Origin of the sequence: Kitasatospora sp. NPDC059160, assembly GCF_042755465.1 — a bacterium.
Classification (GTDB): Bacteria; Actinomycetota; Actinomycetes; order Streptomycetales; family Streptomycetaceae; genus Kitasatospora.
On sequence record NZ_JBHZCN010000040.1, the window covers coordinates 24,543 to 41,107 of the forward strand.

The 16,565-nt window shown below is 74.2% G+C and carries 11 protein-coding genes; 2 read left to right on the top strand and 9 right to left on the bottom strand.

Annotated elements, in window-relative coordinates:
- Positions 1-99: 99 nt before the first annotated feature.
- From ACFXOZ_RS18970 to ACFXOZ_RS18985, 4 genes are all read right to left on the bottom strand, one after another.
- A complete protein-coding gene (locus tag ACFXOZ_RS18970) occupies positions 100-2,535 on the bottom strand; it encodes a [protein-PII] uridylyltransferase (RefSeq protein ID WP_380591562.1) in 2,436 nt (811 codons plus the stop codon).
- Between the two features lie 175 nt (positions 2,536-2,710).
- Positions 2,711-3,049: a P-II family nitrogen regulator gene (locus ACFXOZ_RS18975; protein WP_350508264.1), complete on the bottom strand. Its 339-nt coding sequence runs from the start codon at positions 3,047-3,049 to the stop codon at positions 2,711-2,713.
- A complete protein-coding gene (locus ACFXOZ_RS18980) occupies positions 3,049-4,446 on the bottom strand; it encodes an ammonium transporter (RefSeq protein WP_375891760.1) in 1,398 nt (465 codons plus the stop codon). Before ACFXOZ_RS18980 ends, ACFXOZ_RS18975 begins: the two co-directional genes overlap by 1 nt.
- Positions 4,447-4,782: 336 nt before the next feature.
- Complete coding sequence (locus tag ACFXOZ_RS18985) at positions 4,783-6,279, bottom strand: hypothetical protein (RefSeq protein ID WP_375891824.1); 1,497 nt, start codon at positions 6,277-6,279, stop codon at positions 4,783-4,785.
- A 595-nt stretch (positions 6,280-6,874) separates the two neighbouring features.
- Between ACFXOZ_RS18985 and ACFXOZ_RS18990 the strand changes: the two genes are divergently transcribed.
- On the top strand, positions 6,875-7,552 hold the full coding sequence (locus tag ACFXOZ_RS18990) for a bifunctional DNA primase/polymerase (protein WP_375891758.1): 678 nt from the start codon (positions 6,875-6,877) through the stop codon (positions 7,550-7,552).
- A 126-nt stretch (positions 7,553-7,678) separates the two neighbouring features.
- Here the strand turns inward: ACFXOZ_RS18990 and ftsY are convergent, their stop codons facing one another.
- From ftsY to ACFXOZ_RS19015, 5 genes are all read right to left on the bottom strand, one after another.
- Complete coding sequence (gene ftsY / locus ACFXOZ_RS18995; protein WP_375891757.1) at positions 7,679-8,899, bottom strand: signal recognition particle-docking protein FtsY; 1,221 nt, start codon at positions 8,897-8,899, stop codon at positions 7,679-7,681.
- Positions 8,900-9,138: 239 nt separating this feature from the next.
- On the bottom strand, positions 9,139-12,759 hold the full coding sequence (smc, locus tag ACFXOZ_RS19000; RefSeq protein WP_380591564.1) for a chromosome segregation protein SMC: 3,621 nt from the start codon (positions 12,757-12,759) through the stop codon (positions 9,139-9,141).
- Between the two features lie 157 nt (positions 12,760-12,916).
- On the bottom strand, positions 12,917-13,120 hold the full coding sequence (locus ACFXOZ_RS19005; protein ID WP_030243474.1) for a hypothetical protein: 204 nt from the start codon (positions 13,118-13,120) through the stop codon (positions 12,917-12,919).
- Between the two features lie 411 nt (positions 13,121-13,531).
- Positions 13,532-13,831, bottom strand: a complete 300-nt coding sequence (locus tag ACFXOZ_RS19010) for an acylphosphatase (protein ID WP_380525269.1) — start codon at positions 13,829-13,831, stop codon at positions 13,532-13,534.
- Positions 13,832-13,955: 124 nt separating this feature from the next.
- Positions 13,956-15,305, bottom strand: coding sequence for a hypothetical protein (locus ACFXOZ_RS19015; RefSeq protein ID WP_380525270.1), 1,350 nt, complete (start codon positions 15,303-15,305; stop codon positions 13,956-13,958).
- Between the two features lie 318 nt (positions 15,306-15,623).
- Between ACFXOZ_RS19015 and ACFXOZ_RS19020 the strand changes: the two genes are divergently transcribed.
- On the top strand, positions 15,624-16,544 hold the full coding sequence (locus ACFXOZ_RS19020) for a hypothetical protein (protein WP_380591566.1): 921 nt from the start codon (positions 15,624-15,626) through the stop codon (positions 16,542-16,544).
- Positions 16,545-16,565 lie beyond the last annotated feature (21 nt).

Below are 16,565 nucleotides of genomic sequence, written 5' to 3' on the forward strand. Positions count from 1 at the left end.
CCCAGGGTATCCGGCCGCCCCGGGTACGGTCTCCACCCCCGGGCGAGCGGCCCTCCGCCGCCCGTGCGGGAGGCCCTCGGCCGCCCGTGCGGGAGGCCCTCAGCCCAGCGCCGAGCGGACCGCCGCCGCCACCTCCCGGGCCCGCTCGGCGGCCAGCGGCAGGCCGGCCGGATCGGTCAGGTAGAAGGAGTCGACGGCCTCCGCCCCCAGCGTGGAGACGTGCGCGGTGCGCACCCGCACCCCCGCCCCGTCCAGCGCCCGGCCGATCCGGTGCAGCAGCCCGGGGGCGTCGTGCGCCCGGACCTCCAGCACGGTCGCGGTCGCCGAGGCCACCGCGGGCGCCACCGTGACCAGCGGCGGCGGGGTCGGGATGCCCTTGCGGCGCGGGGCGGCGGCGTCCCGCTCGGCGAGCCGGCGGGAGACGTCCAGCGTGCCGTCCAGCGCCCGGCGCAGGTCCGCGCGCAGCCGGGCCGCCTCCGGCAGCTCGCCGAACTCGGCCGCCACCCGCCAGGACAGCAGCAGCACCGGGCCGGCGCCGATCGGGTCCAGCTCGCGCAGGCCCGCCGAGCGGACGGTCAGCCGGTGCAGCGCCAGCACCCCGGCGACCGTGCCGAGCAGCCCGGGCCGGTCCGGGACGGCCAGGTTCAGCTCGACGCCCATCGGCTCGGTGCCCGGGTCCGCCCCCTCGGCCTGGGCCAGCAGCAACAGCGCGGGGGCGCCGGTGCGGGCGGCCTCGACCGCCAGCCGCTCCTGCTCCGCGCCGGGCTCCGCCTCCACCGGCGCGGCCCCGCCGCCGGCCAACTGCACGGCGACCCGGGCCACCAGGCCGTCCACCAGGGAGGCCCGCCAGCTGCTCCACGCGGCCGGGCCGGTGGCCAGCGCGTCGGCCTCGGTGAGGGCGTGCAGCAGTTCCAGCTCCGGCAGGGTGCCGACCGCCTTGGTGATCGTCTCGACGGTGGCCGGGTCGTCCGGGTCGCGCCGGGTGGCGGTGTCCACCAGCGTCAGGTGGTGGCGGACCAGCACCGCCAGGGTCTCGGTGTCCTCGGCGGGGAAGCCCATCCGCACGGCCAGGTCGCGGACGATCACCTCGCCGGCCTCGCTGTGGTCGCCGGGCCAGCCCTTGCCGAGGTCGTGCAGCAGCGCGGCCACCAGCAGCAGGTCCGGTCGGGCCACCCGGCGGGTCATCGCGGCGGCCCGGACCGCCGTCTCGACCAGGTGCCGGTCCACCGTCCAGCGGTGCACCGCGTTGCGCTGCGGACGGCAGCGGACCCGCTCCCAGTCCGGCAGCAGCCTGGTCACCAGCCCCTCCGCCTCCAGCGCCTCCCAGACCGGGACGGCCGCCTCCCCCGCCCCCAGCAGGGTCACCAGCTGCTCGCGCGCCTCGTCCGGCCAGGGCACCGGCAGCGGGCGGCACTCGGCGGCCAGTCGGCGCACCGTCGCGTACGAGACGGTCAGCCCGTTCTGCGCGGCGGCGGCCGCGGCGCGCAGCGGCAGCACCGGGTCGGCGGCCGGACGGGCGGCCTGGGCGAGCACCGCCTCGCCGTCCTGCTCGACCACGCCCTCGGCGAGCGGGCGGCGGGCGACGGCGCCCCGGGCCACCGCGCCGGCGCCCCGCCCGGCGCCGGTGAACGGGAAGCCCAGCCGGACCGCCCGGCGGCCGCGGCCGGAGCGGGCGGCGAGCACCCGGTCCACCGCCCGCCAGGTGACGTCGCTCGCGTAGGCGATGGTCCGGGCGGCCTCGTAGACCTGGCGCAGCAGGGTGTCGGCGTCCAGCACGCCGAGCCGCTCGGCGACCTGGTCCTGGTCCTGGAGGCCGAGCCGCTCGGTGGCCCGGCCGGTGACCAGGTGCAGCGCGTCGCGGACGTCGGCGAGGCGCAGGGCGGCGGTGTCCAGGCCGTCCCGGGGCGCGTCGGCCAGCCAGGTGGCGGCGACGGCGTCCAGCGCGACCAGGTCGCGCAGACCGCCCCGGGCCTCCTTGAGGTCGGGCTCCAGCAGGAAGGACAGTTCGCCGTGCCGCTCGGCCCGCTCCCGGCCCAGCTCGCGCAGTTCGGGCAGCCGCACGGGGGCGCTCGCGCGCCAGTCGGTGAACACCGCGGACCGCAGCGCGGCGGTGAGGTCCCGGTCCCCGGCCAGGTGCCGGGCGTCCAGCAGGCCGAGCTGGGCCTTGAGGTCGGCGGCGGCCACCGCCCGGGCCTCGGCGACGGTGCGCACCGAGTGGTCGAGCTTGGCACCCGTGTCCCAGACCGGGTACCAGATCCGCTCCGGCAGCTCGCGCGGGACCGGGCCGGAGTGCAGCAGCAGGACGTCCAGGTCGCTGCGCGGGGACAGCTCGCCCCGGCCGTAGCCGCCGACGGCGACCAGCGCGACGCCGGACGCCGGCGCCCCGGCGTCGGCGAGCAGCGCGGCCAGCCAGTCGTCGGTGAGCCGGGCGAGCGCGGCCCGGCGCGGGCGGCCGGTCAGCCCGGGCCGCTCCAGCAGCGCGGTCCTTGCCGCCGCGTGGCCGAGGGGGTCGGAGGGGCTGGTCTCGGTGGTCATGCGCGTGGGTCCCGTCCGTGGTGCGGATGAGCCGTCGTGGGGGCCGGCCGGTGGGGCTGGGCCGTCGCGGGGCCGGGCGTCGCGGGGCCGAGCCGTCGTACGGCTGAGCGGGGATGCGCCGACGGGCGGACCCGCGCCCCGGGCAGGGGGCGGATCCGCCGGATCGGTCAGTGCCTCACAGGGCGTCCGGGCCGCGTTCGCCGGTGCGGACCCGGACGGCGGTGTCGACCGGGACGCTCCACACCTTCCCGTCGCCGATCTTGCCGGTGCGGGCGGCCTTCACCAGGACGTCGATCAGGTCGTCGGCGTCCTCGTCCTCGACCAGGACCTCGATCCTGACCTTCGGTACCAGGTCGACGGTGTACTCGGCGCCCCGGTAGACCTCGGTGTGGCCGCGCTGGCGGCCGTAGCCGCTGGCCTCGGTGACGGTCAGGCCGTGGACCCCGAAGGCCTGCAGCGCGGCCTTCACCTCGTCCAGGCGGTAGGGCTTGATCACGGCGGTGATGAGCTTCATCAGGCGTCGACCTCGGTCTTCTCAACGGACGTCCCGACGGACGTGTCGGCGGACTTTCCGGCGGGCGGGTCGGCGGGCTTCCCGGCGGGCTTCCCACCGGACGCGGCACCGGCGCCCACGGTCGGGAGCGCCCGGGCCAGCCCCGCGCCGACGGCGCTGAAATCGTAGGCGGACTCGGCGTGTTCGGCCTGGTCGATGCCGGCCACCTCGACCTCCTCGGGGACCCGGAAGCCGACCAGCTTGTCGACCGCCTTGGCCAGCAGCCAGGACAGCACGAAGGAGTACGCGGCGACCACCGCCACGCCCATCGCCTGCTTGCCGAGCTGGCCGAGCCCGCCGCCGTAGAACAGGCCCTTGGCGGTCTGGCCGACCCCGCCGGTGGCGAACAGGCCGATCAGCAGCGAGCCGATCGCCCCGCCCACCGCGTGCACGCCGACCACGTCGAGCGAGTCGTCGAAGCCCCAGCGGTACTTGAGCGAGACGGCGGCGGCGCAGACGGCGCCCGCGACCAGGCCGATCGCCACCGCGCCGAGCGGGCTGACCGAGCCGCAGGCCGGGGTGATCGCGACCAGCCCGGCCACCGCGCCGGAGGCGGCGCCCAGCGTGGTGAACGCGCCGTGCTTGAGCTTCTCGAAGACCAGCCAGCCGACCAGCGCCGCACCGGTGGCGACCTGGGTGTTCACCATCGCCATCGCGGCCACGCCGTTGGCGGCCAGCGCCGAGCCCGCGTTGAAGCCGAACCAGCCGAACCAGAGCAGCCCGGAGCCGAGCATCACCAGCGGCAGGCTGTGCGGGCGCATCGGGTCCTTCTTGAAGCCGACCCGCTTGCCCAGCACCAGGCAGAGCGCGAGGCCCGCGACACCGGCGTTGATGTGCACGGCCGTGCCGCCGGCGAAGTCGATCACGCCGTTGCGGTCGCCCAGCCAGCCGCCGTTGCCGTTGTCGAAGAAGAACACCCAGTGCGCGACCGGGAAGTAGACCACCGTCACCCAGAGCGCGATGAACAGGCCCCAGGCGGAGAACTTGGCCCGGTCCGCGATCGCACCGCTGATCAGCGCCGGGGTGATGATCGCGAACATCAGCTGGAAGACCGCGAACGCCGTGACCGGGATCGATCCGGTGAGTTCGTTCAGCCCGATGTTGCGCATCCCGAGGAAGTCCAGGTTGCCGATCAGACCGGCGAAGGAGTCGGGCCCGAAGCTGAGCGAGTAGCCGTAGAGCACCCAGAGCACGCTGACGATGCCGAGCGAGAGGAAGCTCATCGCCAGCATGTTCAGTGTGCTCTTGGCCCTGACCATGCCCCCGTAGAAGAAGGCCAGGCCCGGGGTCATCACCATGACCAGGGCCGCACTGATGAGTACGAAGGCGGTGTCGCCCGCGCTGAAGCCGTCCGGCATCGGCGTCTCCTCTGCGTGAGTGCCGCTCCACCCCCGGGTACCTGTCCCGTGCCACCCGGGGTGGCGGCGATGAAGAGGAGAGTGCCGAAGGCTGGTTTCGGCCAGTGCGACCGGTTGTTTCGCGGCCGTGACGCGTGCGTCGCGCGGGTTACGGGCACGTGAACCGCGGCCCGGACGCGGGGCCGGATGGGTTACCGTGCCGCCTCACCGCACCGTCCGGTACCGCCTCACCGCACTGCCCGGTACCGCCTCACCGCAGCGCCCGGGCCGCCCCGGACGTGCCACCGACCGTGACGGCGGCGGCCGTCACGGTCGGTGGAGCCCCGCCGGAGTCGCTCAGACCACCGAGACGAACTCCGGGATGTCCTGGACCACCCGCTCCTTGAGCCGGCTCACCGCGTCCACGCCCTGGAACCGGGCCGCCGCGGCCTCCGTGGTCTTTCGCACCCGGGAGTTCAGCCGCTCCGAACGCACCTTGGTCGCGATGTCGACCGCCTGCTCGGCGTACCTCGCCGCCTCCTCGGCCTCCCGCTGCAGCAGGTGCACGCTGGCCATGCCGATCAGGTTGAAGGCGTACGACCGCACGTGGTCGTCGTCCTGCCGGAACAGGTCGACCGCGCGCTCCATCACCGGCGCCGACAGCGAGGCGTACAGCTGGGCGTTGTCCGAGTGGTACGCGAGGTCCCGGTAGGAGTGGGCGTTCTCGGCGTTCAGCTCGGCCGGCGAGAAGAACTTCAGCCAGTCCGGGTCGCCGTCACCGTCACGGATGTCGGTGAAGGTGTCCTCGGACAGCCGGATCGCCCGGGCGCAGCGGTTGATCTCGCCGATGGTGGCGTAGGCGCGCGCCTCCATCGCGTACAGCAGGGACTGCTGGCGCGGGGTGGCGGTGTCCCGGCTGCCGTACTGCGCCAGGTGGATCAGCTCCAGGGCGTCCTCGCCCCGGTTGAGGTGGATCATCTGGCGGCTCATGTCGGTGAGGATCAGCGCGCCGAAGGGGCGGTCGCCGGCCTCCTTGGCCGCGTGCAGCGCCAGCACGTAGTACTTCTGCGCGCTCGGGTGCATCCCGACGTCGTACGACATCCACCCGGCCAGGTGGGCGAGTTCGGCGGTGAGCCGGAACAGCCGCTTGGTGGTGTCCTCGCTGTACGTCTCCTGCAGCAGGTCGGTGACCTCGTGGAGTTGGCCGACCACGGCCTTGCGGCGCAGCCCGCCGCCGTTCTGGGCGTCCCACTGACGGAACATGACCGTGGTCTGCTCCAGCAGTTCCAGCTCCGGCTCGGAGAGCCGGCCGGTGAACGCCTCGCCGCCGTTGGCCGCGGTGAGGATCGGGGTGGGGACGCCGGTCGGGCCGGGCGTGAGCCAGCGCTGCATCGGCTCGATCAGCGCGGCGCCGGCGGTCAGCGCGAGGGAGGTGCCGAGGAAGCCCCGGCGGTTGAGCATCAGGTCGCTGCGGGAGTAGTCGCTGATCAGCTGGACGGTCTGCGGGGCGCTCCACGGCAGGTCGACGCCGCCGCCGACCGTGGAGACCGGGACGGCGGCGCGCAGGCCGAGGTCCTCGACCGAGACCACCGAGCCGAAGCGCTCCGAGAACAGCTCGGACATGATCTTGGGGATCGGCTCGCGCGGCTGTTCCCCGTCGAGCCAGCGGCGCACCCGGGAGGTGTCGGTGGACACGTGGTGGGCGCCGATCTGCCGGGCCCGGCGGTTGACCTGGCGGGCCAACTCACCCTTGGACCAGCCGCTGCGGGCGAACCACGTGGTCAGCTTCTCGTTGGGTTGCTTCTCTGCCATGGGAACGTCCCCATCCCGCCCGGCCCCTGCGGGGCCCCCGATCGTGACCGCCCGACGGTTGCGGGCTCTTGCCAGACGTGCCGTGCCTGAGGTGTCGCGGTGCCGCCCGTCCTGTCCTCGCGGTACCGCTCGTCGTACTGGTGTGCCATCGTCCCGGACGGTCCGTCAGATCCCCAACTCCCGTTCCCCGACGGCTCGGAGCAGGCGCTTCGACGACGTCCGTGTGCTGAACGTAGTGCCCCGTGAGGCACCCGTGGGAGCGCCCCTGGCGAAACGCCACCTTTCGCCACCCCCAGGAGTGAACCGAACCCCGGGGGCACACGCTTGACTGGGTAGTCGCGACGGTCCGGCATATGCGGGCCGCCAAGTCCCCCGGCCAACCCCGGCAGACCCGGCAGACCCCGCAATCCATCGCAGTCCCAGGCGAGTTCGGCGCCCACTCGGGACGGCAACCGTCCCGCGCACACGACGATCCGGCATCGGCGCCGCGCCCACAAGGCGGCGCCCGAGGCACACCGCCACAACAGGCGCACGCCAAGCGCTGCGCGCCGCCACCGCACCACGCACCACACACCGGACAATCAACACACAGTCACCGTCCCGTAACCATCGGCAACGAGAACCTGTTGGGGGAGGCATGGACAACCTGTTCGGCGAACTTCGACTGGGGCACCTGCGGCTGGCACCGCTGGGCGCGCGCCGCCGCACCAAGGTCACCGCGTCCCGGGCCGCCGCGGAGTACACCGGCCGCTGGGGCTGGACCGTCGCCACCGGCGAACCGGCGGCCGGCGCCACCGCCCCGACCCGCTGTCCCTGCGGCTCCCGCCGCTGCGCCGCCCCCGGCCTGCACCCCGTGCCCGGCACCACCGGGCCGGCCGACGCCGCCGACGCCGAGGGCTCGGTGCTGTTCCCCACCGGCCGCGCCTTCGACGTGCTGGACGTCCCCGAGCCGGCCGGCCTCCAGGCCCTGGTCCGGCTGGAGCGGATGGGCACCCAGGTCGGCCCGGTACTGGCCCCGCCCACCGGCCGACTGCAGTTCCTGGTCTCCGCCGGCACCGCCCGCCGACTGCCCGACCTGCTGTACCGGATGGGCTGGGACGACGCCGCGCTCGACCTCACCTGCCACGGCGAGGGCAGCTACGTCGCCGCCCCGCCCACCGTGCTCGGCGAGCTCGGCCCGGTCCGCTGGCTGCGCCGCCCCACCCGCGACAACGCCGGCTGCCCGCCCGAGGCCCGGCTGCTGCTCGGCACCCTCGCGTACGCCTGCCACCGCAGCCGCGAGCGCACCGCCGAGCCCGCCTGGATCGCCTCGTAGGACTCCTCTCGGACGCCGAACGTCGGACGCCGGACGCCGGCACCCGCCCCCCGGCCTCCCCGGACCCCGGACAGGCGAAAGGGCCCGCCCCCGAAGGAGCGGACCCCGACCGACGGGAAGTCCCGGTCAGTCCCCGATCAGCGCGTCCACGAACGCACCCGGCTCGAACGGCGCCAGATCGTCCGCGCCCTCGCCCAGACCGATCAGCTTGACCGGCACGCCCAGCTCGCGCTGGACCGCGACCACGATGCCGCCCTTGGCGGTGCCGTCCAGCTTGGTCAGCACGATGCCGGTGATGTCCACCACCTCGGCGAACACCCGGGCCTGGATCAGGCCGTTCTGACCGGTGGTGGCGTCCAGCACCAGCAGCACCTCGTCCACCGGGCCGTGCTTCTCGACGACCCGCTTGACCTTGCCCAGCTCGTCCATCAGGCCGGTCTTGGTGTGCAGCCGGCCGGCGGTGTCGATCAGCACCGTGTCGACGCCCTCGGCGATGCCCTCCTTGACCGCGTCGAACGCGATGGAGGCCGGGTCGCCGCCCTCCGGGCCGCGCACGGTGCGCGCACCGACCCGCTCGCCCCAGGTCTGCAGCTGGTCCGCGGCGGCGGCGCGGAAGGTGTCGGCCGCGCCGAGCACCACGGTGCGGCCGTCGGCGACCAGCACGCGCGCCAGCTTGCCGGTGGTGGTGGTCTTGCCGACGCCGTTGACGCCGACGACCAGGACCACGGCCGGGCCCTCCTCGTGCTTGGTGGAGCGGACGGTGCGGTCGGCGTCCTTGCCGACCAGCTCGACCAGCTCCTCGCGCAGCAGGGCGCGCAGCTCGTCGGGGGTACGGGTGCCGAGCACCTTCACCCGGGTGCGCAGCCGCTCGACCAGCTCCTGGGTCGGGGCGACGCCGACGTCCGCGGTGAGCAGGGTCTCCTCGATCTCCTCCCAGGTGTCCTCGTCCAGGTGCTCGCGGGAGAGCAGCGAGAGCAGGCCCTTGCCCAGCGAGTTCTGCGAGCGGGAGAGCCGGGAGCGCAGCCGGACCAGCCGGCCGGCGGTGGGCTCGGGGACCTCGACGGCGGGCGCCGCCTCGGCCTCGGCCGGGGCCTCGACCACCACCTCCTCGGCGGGCTCGACGGCCTCGGGGAGCGGCACCTCCTCGACGGTACGGCGGGGCTCCTCGGTCGGCGGCGCGGCCTCCTCGCCGACCTGGGGCTCCTGCGGGGTGGTCTTCGGCGCCGTGATGACCGGCGCCTGCGACTTCGGGGGCAGCTGCTGGCGTCGTCTGCCGGAAACGACGAGGCCCGCGATCGCGCCGACGGCGACCACGGCGATGACTACGGCAAGGATCACGTATTCCACATCAATCTCCTTCACTGGATCCCACGACAGAGTGATCCTTCGGTCACCGACGCACGGGGCGCCGCCGCCTCCCTTACGCTGGCCGCGTGCCACCCGGCACCGGTCAGGGCTTGGCCGTCATGAGGTCGTCAAGCGGCTGAGTGAGAAGCCCCCTCGCGCGCGAGGGGGAGGAGTCACAACCCGACCAGTATCCGTGATCGGGTCGTCCGGGAGCATCTGCCCCGGCGTAGGCCGTTGGATCAGACCATCGGCCCTGAGGTGATCGCCTCGTCGTGCTGCCGGGGAGGCACCGAGAGTGCTTTCCGCTCCCGGTGCCCCTCGCGCAGTCGCTGGCTGATCACCTGGGAGATCCCGTCGCCCTTCATGGTCACGCCGTACAGGGCGTCGGCGGACTCCATGGTCAGCTTCTGGTGGGTGATCACGATCAGCTGGGAGCTCTCCCGGAGCTCCTCCATGATCCCGACCAGCCGGCGCAGGTTGGTCTCGTCCAGCGCCGCCTCCACCTCGTCCATCACGTAGAACGGGCTGGGCCGGGCCTTGAAGATCGCCACCAGCAGGGCCACCGCGGTCAGCGAGCGCTCGCCGCCGGACAGCAGCGACAGCCGCTTGACCTTCTTGCCGGGCGGACGGGCCTCCACCTCGACCCCGGTGGTGAGCATGTCGTCCGGGTCGGTCAGCACCAGCCGCCCCTCGCCGCCGGGGAAGAGCCGGGCGAAGACGCCCTCGAACTGGGCGGCGGTGTCGTGGTAGGCGGCGCTGAACAGCTGCTCGACCCGCTGGTCCACGTCCCGGACGATGTCCAGCAGGTCGCGCCGGCCGCGCTTGAGGTCGTCCAGCTGCTCGCCGAGGAAGGTGTGGCGCTCCTCCAGCGCGGCGAACTCCTCCAGCGCCAGCGGGTTGACCTTGCCCAGCTGCTGGTACGCCTTCTCGGCGGCCCGCAGCCGCTTCTCCTGCTCGGCCCGGACGTACGGGTACGGCTCCCCCGGCTCCTGCCCGTCCTCCGCCGCCGAGGGCGGGACGGGCCGGTCCGGCCCGTACGAGGCCAGCAGCTCGCCGCCGTCGATGCCGAACTCCTCCAGCGCGCGGGCCTCCAACTGCTCGATCCGCAGCCGCTTCTCGGCCCGCAGCACCTCGTCCCGGTGCCCGGCGTCGACCAGCTTGTCCAGCTCCTCCTTGAGCCCGCGCCCGTGTTCGCGGTGCTCCCGGAGCTCGCGCTCCCGCTCGGTGAGCGCCTGTTCGACGGCCGCCCGCCCGGCGTCCGCGCGGGCCAGCGAGACCTCCAGGCAGGCGAGCAGCTGCCGGGCGCCCGCCGCGACGGCGTTCGCCACCCGGGCGTCGTGCTCGGCGCGCCGGCGGCGCTCGGCGGCCCGGGCGCGCGCCTCGCGCTCGGCGCGGGCGGCCCGGTCCAGCTGGTCGGCCCGGCCGGTCAGGGCGCGGACCCGCTCCTCGTGGGTGCGCACCGAGAGCCGGGCCTCCAGTTCGGCCTGCCGGGCGGCCGAGGCGGCCTCGGTGAGCCGCTGCTGCTCGGCCCGGTCCGGCTCGTCCTCCCCCGCGTCCGCCGACTCCTCGGCGACGGCCAGCCGTTCGGCCAGTTCCTCGGCGGCGGCGAGCAGTTCGGCCAGGCCCTGTTCGGCCCGCGCGGCGGCGGCCGAGAGCCGTTCGGCCTCCCCGGCGGCGGCCCGGGCCTGCCCGCCGAGCCGGCCGAGCGAGCCCGCCACCCGGGCCCGTTCCTGCTCGGCCTGCCGTCGCTGTTCGCCGAGCCGCTCCAGTTCGGCGGCCGACTCCCCGCGCAGTGCGGTGAGTTCGGCCAGCCGCCCGGCCGACTCGGCGCAGCGCAGGTCGACCTCCGTGATCGCCCGGGCGGCCCGGTCCACCGCCGCCCGGGTCTCCAGCTCGCTGGGCGCGCCGGCGGAGCCGCCCTGGGCGAAGCCGGCGCCCAGCCGGTCGCCCTCGGCGGTGACGGCGGACAGTCCGGGGCGTTCGGCGACCAGGCGCAGCGCCTGGTCCAGGTCGGCGACCACGGCCACCCCGGCCAGCCGGTTGCGTACGGCGGCGAGCAACTCGGGCGGCCCGTCGACCAGTTCGGCGGCCCAGCGGGCTCCTTCGGGCAACTCGCCCTCGGTCCGGGGCAGTTCGGCGGCACCGGCGACCAACAGTGCGGCCCGCCCGGCGTCCTGGGCGCGCAGCAGTCGCAGCGCCCCGGCGGCGGCGCCGGGCGAGTCGACCGCCACGGCGTCGGCGGCCGCGCCGAGCGCGGCGGCGAGCGGCACCTCGTGGCCGGGTTCGATCCGCAGCAGCGCGGCGGCCGGGCCGAGCACGCCGGCCAGTCGCTCCCCCGCGTCCAGCAGTGCGCCGGTGCCGTCCTTGCGGCGCAGTCCGAGCGAGAGCGCCTCGTGCCGCGCGGTCAGCGCGGCCCGCTCGCGTTCGGCGGCTCCGGCCGCCTCCCGGGCCGCCGCCAGCTCCCGTTCGACCTCGGCCAGCCGGGCCCGGGCCCGCCGGTAGCCGTCCTCGGCCCGTCCGTCCTCGACGGCCGAGCCGTCCACCTGCTGCTGGAGCTCGTCCAGTTCGCCCTGGGCGGCCCCGGCGCGCAGCAGGGCCTCGTCCCTGGCCTCGGTGAGCCGGCCGAGTTCGGCCTGCGCCGAACCGGCCCGGGAGCGGGCGGCGGCGGCCTGCCCCTGGAGCCGGGCCAGGCCCTCCCGGCGGTCGGCGATGGCCCGGGTGGCGTCCCGCAGCCGGCGTTCCTCGGCGGCCAGCGCGGATTCGAGTCCGCTCTTGTGCTCGACCGCCTCGGCCAGCGCGTACTGGGCCTCCTCCAGTGCCTCGGCGAGTGCGGCCTCCTCCTCGCGGACCCGTTCGGCCTCCCGCTCCAGCTCCTCCGGGTCCCGGCCGCGGCGTTCCTCGACCGTGCCCCCGGCGACGGCGTGCCGGGCCCGGGCCTCGGCCAGTCCGATCGTGCCGCGGGTGCGTTCGGCGAGCGCGGAGAGCCGGTACCAGGTCTGCCGGGCGGCCTCCAGGCCCGGCCCGAGCTGCTGGACCTGCGCCTCCAGCACGCGTTCGCGCTGCACCGCCCGGGCCAGTTCCTGTTCGACGGTGGTCCGGCGCAGCCGCAGGGCCAACTCGTCGGCGACCTCGGCCTCGACGGCCCGGCGCAGGGCCAGCAGGTCGTCGGCGAGCAGCCGCAGCCGGGCGTCGCGCAGGTCCGCCTGGATGCCGGCGGCCCGGCGGGCGACCCTGGCCTGCTTGCCGAGCGGGCCGAGCTGGCGGCGCAGTTCGGCGACCAGGTCCTGGACCCGGTTGAGGTTGGCCTGCATCGCGTCCAGCTTCCGCAGCGCCTTCTCCTTGCGCTTGCGGTGCTTGAGGACGCCGGCCGCCTCCTCGATGAAGGCGCGCCGGCCCATCGGGTCGGCGTGCAGGACGGAGTCGAGCCGGCCCTGCCCGACGATGACGTGCATCTCGCGGCCGATGCCGGAGTCGGAGAGCAGTTCCTGGATGTCCAGCAGGCGGCAGGTCTCGCCGTTGAGCGCGTACTCGCTGCCGCCGTTGCGGAACATGGTCCGGGTGATCGTCACCTCGGCGTAGTCGATCGGCAGGGCACCGTCGGCGTTGTCGATGGTGAGGCTGACCTCGGCGCGGCCCAGCGGGGCGCGCCCGCTGGTCCCGGCGAAGATGACGTCCTCCATCTTGCCGCCGCGCAGCGACTTGGCGCCCTGCTCGCCCATCACCCAGGACAGCGCGTCCACCACGTTGGACTTGCCGGAGCCGTTCGGGCCGACCACGCAGGTGATGCCCGGTTCGAAGCGCAGGGTGGTGCTGGAGGCGAAGGACTTGAACCCGCGCAGCGTCAGACTCTTCAGGTGCACGCGGCCGGTCCCCTCATTCGCTCACGACGGGAACCGACTGTATCCGCAGTCCGACACGACGAAGGGACGCCACATCCGGGCGTCCCTTGCAAAGCTGCGTCCCTTTCGGGGCGGCTCAGTGCACAGCGGCGTCGATCTGGGAGGACCGGGGCGGGGCTCAGGTGAGCGCCGGCTCCCGCTGGTCCAGATCGATGCTGTTGAGCAGCGAGTGCTCGTCAGCGACAGCGGTGAGCGCGTCGTTCTCAGCCTGCATCCGAAGGAGCTCGGACTCAAGATCCTGGACGCGCTGCTGAAGCCGTCGCATCTCGGAGAGCATTCGCGGGTCGGGGCCGCCGACGTACCCGAGAAGCGCCTTTGCCATGATGAATGGTCCTCCACGCTGAGTGACCGAACCGGAACGGTACAGGTCTAGGGGGAAGGGGGACGCACGCGCGGCGCGCACCGGAAGTGCTGGCTGGGCACTACGGCACAACCGCCGTGAGCTGGGCTCACGAGAGCATGCGCCTGCCGGGGAACGCGATCGTGTGCGCGGGCTTCAAGCGTCTCACCAAAGACGGAAAGGGTCAACACGATCACCGCACGCTACCGCGCCCCTGTCACCTGCCCGGCGGTGTCGTCACGCCTGGGGGTCTCGGGCCCGGGTCCACCACGTGCTCGTGGATCATCGTTCGATGCGGAGTCAACCACGAGTCTGCCCGAATGGCAACCGTATGACACCGACGGTTGCCGATCATTTCCGGGGCGCGGCGGCGGCGCCCTGCGGGGAGACGGCTCAGCGGATCTCGAAACCCTCGTAACCTGCGCCGACGGCGGTCCAGATCTCCGTCACGCCACTCACCGCGCCGGGCGTGTCGGGGCCGCGCAGCTGGGCCAGCAGCTGCTCGCAGTCGGCGGCCAGGCCCTCGGCCACCACCTGCACCCGGCCGTCGCCGAGGTTGCTCGCGTAGCCGGTCAGGCCGATCTCCAGCGCCCGCGCCCTGGTCCACCAGCGGAACCCGACCTGCTGGACCTTCCCCCGGACCCAGGCGGTCACCCGGACCGGTTCATCACTGTGGGCATCGCGACCGTGCATGCCCCCGACCCTAACGGGCCCCGGGGCAGGTCACCGCTCCAGGCCTGCCGGGGACGGCGAACGGCCCCGCCGGTCGGAACCGGCGGGGCCGTGGGGATCGCGGACGGATCAGCGGATCAGCGGGTCACCAGTCCCCGCCACCGCCGCCGAAGTCGCCGCCGCTGCCACCGCCCCAGTCGCCGCCGCTGAAGTCGGAGGCGTTGAAGTCGGCGCCGGTGAAGTCGCCGCCCTCGTACTGGTCCTGGTAGCCGCCGTGGCCGCCCTCCATCATCGGGGCCGCCGCGTAGGCCGGGGAGCTCATCATCGAGCCGAGCATGGTGCCGACCAGCAGGCCGCCCAGCAGGCTGCCGCCGCCGAAGCCGCTGTAGTACCCGCCGGCGTACGGCGCGTAGGCCGGGCCCGCGTTCCAGTACGGCTGCGGGCCGTGCTCGGTGTCGACGGTGCGCACCGCCGGGTCGAGGCCGGCCGCGACGCGGTCCGCGTCGGCCTGGCAGACCGGGACGGGGCGGGCGGAGCCGCCGGCCGGGGCCCAGTCGACGTCCTTGACGGACGGGCCGTGCCGCGGGTCCATGAAGCACGGGGGGCGCCGCTCGGGCAGCGGGCGCTTCTCGCGCCGGGCGGCCAGGGTGGCCAGTTGGAACCGGCCCTCCTCGATCGCCTCGGTGACCTGCTTGACGTCCTCGGGCTTCTTCGCCTCCTCCATCAGCCGCTTGGACTTCTCGTACGAGTCCAGGGCGTGGCTGTAGTCGGTGCGCTGGGCGTCGTCGGCGTCGGCGGCACGCGGGTTGAAGTCGAGCCGCTCCAGCTCGACGCCGAAGGCGGTGATGTCCTCGTCGACGACGCGGCGCAGCTGCTCCAGCTCGGCCCGGGCCTGCTCCTCCTTGCGCTTCTTGGCGCGGCGGAAGAGGAAGAAGACACCGGCGCCGGCCAGGGCCAGCAGCAGGACCGGGATGATCACCCAGGCGATCGAGGTGCTGCTGTTGACCCCGCTGCCCTTGGTCTGCGGGGCGGCCTGGTCGACGAAGTCGTTCAGGGTGGCGTTGATGTCGCCCTTGTCGGCACGGTGGACGGCGCCCGCGATCCGGCTCGCCGCGCCGGCGCTCATCGCCCCGCGGTCCGAGTAGGCCAGGAAGTCGTCGTTGCCGTGCCAGACGGCGTAGACGCCGTCGATGCCCACCAGGGTGCGCAGGTCGGTGCCGATGGTGGCCTTGTTGGCCGCCTCGGGGACGACCGCGACGAAGATCGGCTTGTCGGCCTTCTCGATCTTCTTGGTCAGGGCGTCCGCCTGGGCCTGACTGAATCGGTCCTGCATCGCCGGGGCGACGTAGACCTGGCCCTTCTTGAGGGTGGCTGCGGCGTCGCTCAGACCGCCGGCGGCCGAGGCCGCCGGGGCGAACATGAGCAGCGCCCCGAGCAGCGCCGCCACCAGGGCAAGTGGCCCGGCGCCCCGGGAACGTCGTGCAAGGGTTCTCATAACCCCCGACGCTACCGTGACCAGCGGCGGAGCACGCCATACCCTTCGCATACTGGTGATGACAAGATTCCCCGCCGTCCGGCCGGACGGCTCCCCTTCTCGCGGATGACATTTCCCCGAGTCGACCCCGATACGGGTGGGGCGCGGGAACCACATGAGGCGGCCGGACGTACGTCCCGGCGGGCCCGGGGGCACCGTGGGGGCCGCTCCGGCCCGGTGCGAGGGGGCGTCCCGACCGTACCGCGCGACGGGGCAGACTGTTCCCGGACCGCCGGTCCCATTACTTCTTCTTGACCCAACTCCCGATCGGAGCGCTCGGTGATCATCGGCCTCGTCACGGCTGTGGCGGCATCCGCCTGCTACGGCACCGGCTCGGTCCTCCAGGCCGTCGGATCCCGCCGCTCGGCGCGGGAGGAGGCGGCCAAGGGCGCCGCCGGCTCGACCACCGAGCACGGTGGCCCGAGTCTGTCCTCCACCGCCAAGGCCGCCGTGACCTGGGAGTTCATCACCGGTACGGTGCTCGACCTGATCGGATTCGGGCTCGGCGCGCTGGCCGCGCGGCTGCTGCCGCTGTTCCTCTCCCAGACCATCATCAGCGCCAACCTGGTGATCACCGCGGTGCTCAGCATCAAGCTGCTGGGCATCCGGCTCAAGCAGTTGGAGTGGGCCTCGATCGGCGTGCTCTGCTCGGCCCTGGTGCTGCTGGCGGTCTCGGCCGGCCCGGAGGGCGGCCACCACGCGTCGATGGCCTTCCACTGGGGGCTGCTGATCGTCACCACCGTGCTGCTGGCCGGCGGCAGTCTGCTGGTGCGCCGGATGGGCTCCAAGGGGGCGATCGTCGCCGGTCTGCTCTCCGGCCTCGGCTTCGGCGCGCTGGGCGTCGGGGTGCGCGTCCTGAACGGCGTGGAGCCCTTCGACCTGGTCCGGCTGATCTCCGACCCGGCGCTCTACGCGATCCTGGTCGGCGGCCTCGGCGGCATGTACGTGCACACCGTGGCGCTGCAGATCGGCTCGGTGAACGGCGCCACCGCCGCCCTGGTGGTCGGCGAGACGGTGCTGCCCGGCGCGATCGGCGTGCTCTGGCTCGGCGACTCGTCGAAGGCGGGCCTGGGCTGGCTCGGGGTGGCCGGCTTCCTGCTCGCGGTGGTCTCCGCGGTCGGTGTCGCCTACTTCGGCCAGGACACCCACGGCAACCCCGGCGGGACGCCCGCCGACCGTCCCGAACTCGCCCACAAGTAGCGGCGATCGGCCCCCGCTGCG